The sequence below is a fragment of the Intestinibacter sp. genome, from assembly GCF_034113885.1.
Taxonomy (GTDB): domain Bacteria; phylum Bacillota; class Clostridia; order Peptostreptococcales; family Peptostreptococcaceae; genus Intestinibacter.
On record NZ_JAXEWM010000070.1, the window covers coordinates 1 to 2,227 of the forward strand.

Sequence of the window (2,227 nt, forward strand, 5' to 3'; positions counted from 1 at the left end):
AGTTCCACAATTTTTACATATCATTTATTATCTCCCCTATCTTTTTAAATTAATTTTCTACGACATAAACCACAAAATTTTGTATTTTCGCTGATAACAGTATTGTAGCTTGGTCAGCTTCTGAGCTACCTTTTCCGTTGCCTATTGTAATCTTTTTTAAAACTAACTAACATAATCCATACTAATTCTCTCTTGATTCTTTAGCTCGTGTTCTATCCTCACATGCTTTAAGATAACATGACTCACATAAGTCACCATAAGTATCATCTTCTAAACATTCACCACAGTTTCTACAATGTTCATGAAAATAATGTTCGTCTTGTTGCTTTTCCCACTGTTCATATTGATTACCTTCATACATAGTTAGACAGTATTCACTGCAACATCCATTATACTTGTCAGTATATGATCTATTAACCTTTTTACCACAATATTTACAAGTTACTAAATCTTGTTCAACTTGTGTTTTTACTTTTTCCTCTTGTTTCGTTTTTTCTTCATCATTTTTTGATAATTCATCTAAATTTTTATCTTTAAATGAAAGCTTTACAACCTTCAAAATTTTATCACCGCTGTATATATTTAAATTCGCATCTGTTTCTTTAAGACCTATTACAGTACATTTATCGCCTAATTGTTTTATATTTGCAGCAGTAGTATCTTCAATCTCATATTTTAATTCATATGAACTATCTGATGATTTCACATTAGGTATTACGATTACATTTTCATTTGTAGATAACACATATCTATCCCCATCCATTTCATAATCGCCATCTAATGTAACTGCATCTACAGATATTTCATTTTTAAATATCTTGCCATTTAATACAAGATATCCCCCTACAATAATCAATACTAATGAAAGAAAAGCCAATACAATTCCGATTATTTTATTGTTATTGTTTTTTTTATTTCTGTTTTGAGGCTTTTTAGGCTCACTTGATGTTGTAAGAGGTGAAGCGCAATATGCACAGAATTTTGCATTATCGCTATTATCAGTTCCACAATTTTTACATATCATTTATTTCTCACTCCCCTATCTTTTAATTTTCTCGACTTCCGTTATCCTTATTTTTTATTTTGCATTGTTTAGCGCCTTCTCAATTAACTCATCAAATACTTGTTCCGCTTTTTCTTTACGATAAGTAGTACCATCTATATCTCTTATCTCACTTAATTCTATATCACCTGTAGGAGGGTTATATACAAAACGGAATGTCATAGCTTCATCATATGATGCATCTTCATTTTTTTTACAGTAAGCAGTTATATAAAATCTATCATCATAGCCACTAGAAAATGCTGACCATTCTACATAACTATAGCCTGAAGCTTTAACCACTTTATCTAATGATAACCCATTATCTATTTCTGTATTTGATACTTCTTGTGCTATTTTATCAGCAACTTCTATTTCTTGTTTATCTAGTTTCTCTTTGACTATACCATCCCAATGTAAAATTCCTAATGGAGCTAGAAATAAAACAAAAGTCAATATAAATATAAGTATTTTTTTTGATGTTGCCAATTTTGGCTTAACTTTACATATTATAGAGAATACTGCTGCAGAACATAAAATAATAATTAGTATACCCCTAGTATACTCTTTGTCAGCAATAGTATAAAAAATAAACATATATACTATAGAGATAAATAAAATAATTAAAGAAGCCGTTAAAAATTTCGCCAATCCTTTACTTATATTTTCATCTCGCTTCTGTTTTCCCTTTATTATAACACCAGATATTATCATTACTATTAAGCTTACAATGCATAGCGCCAATAATACTGCCATAACATAATCACTTGGATATTTAAAATCAAACATATAAATTCACCCCAACTATACTATAATTTAATAACCACAAAAAAATTTATCATTTTATTTTTCATTGTTTAGTGCCTTATCAATTAACTCATCAAATATTTGCTCAGATTTTTCTTTACTATAAGTAGTATCATCGCCATTATCGTCTATATAATCTAATTCCAGATCATCTGTAAGAGGGCTATATACAAAATGGAATTCTAAAGTTTCATCGTATGGTGCATATTTATTTTTCTTACAGCAAGCAACTATTTTAAAATCACCATTATTATTATACCTACCTGACCATTGTACATAACTATAACCCGAAGCTTTAACCACTTTATCGAATGATAGTCCATTATCTGCTTCTGTATATGCTAATTCCTGTGCTACTTTATTAGCAGCTTCTTCTTC

Annotated in this window: 3 protein-coding genes; all 3 read right to left on the bottom strand. The window is 29.2% G+C overall.

The genetic code is table 11. From position 1 onward, the window contains the following. Positions 1-181: 181 nt before the first annotated feature. Positions 182-1,024 carry a zinc ribbon domain-containing protein gene (locus SPD90_RS04380; RefSeq protein WP_320924426.1) on the bottom strand — a complete coding sequence of 281 codons (843 nt, stop codon included), beginning with the start codon at positions 1,022-1,024 and terminating at the stop codon, positions 182-184. A gap of 54 nt (positions 1,025-1,078) precedes the next feature. Continuing rightward, positions 1,079-1,831: a hypothetical protein gene (locus SPD90_RS04385; protein WP_320924427.1), complete on the bottom strand. Its 753-nt coding sequence runs from the start codon at positions 1,829-1,831 to the stop codon at positions 1,079-1,081. A gap of 54 nt (positions 1,832-1,885) precedes the next feature. Further along, a partial coding sequence (locus tag SPD90_RS04390; RefSeq protein WP_320924428.1) for a hypothetical protein occupies positions 1,886-2,227 on the bottom strand: 342 nt, incomplete at its 5' end.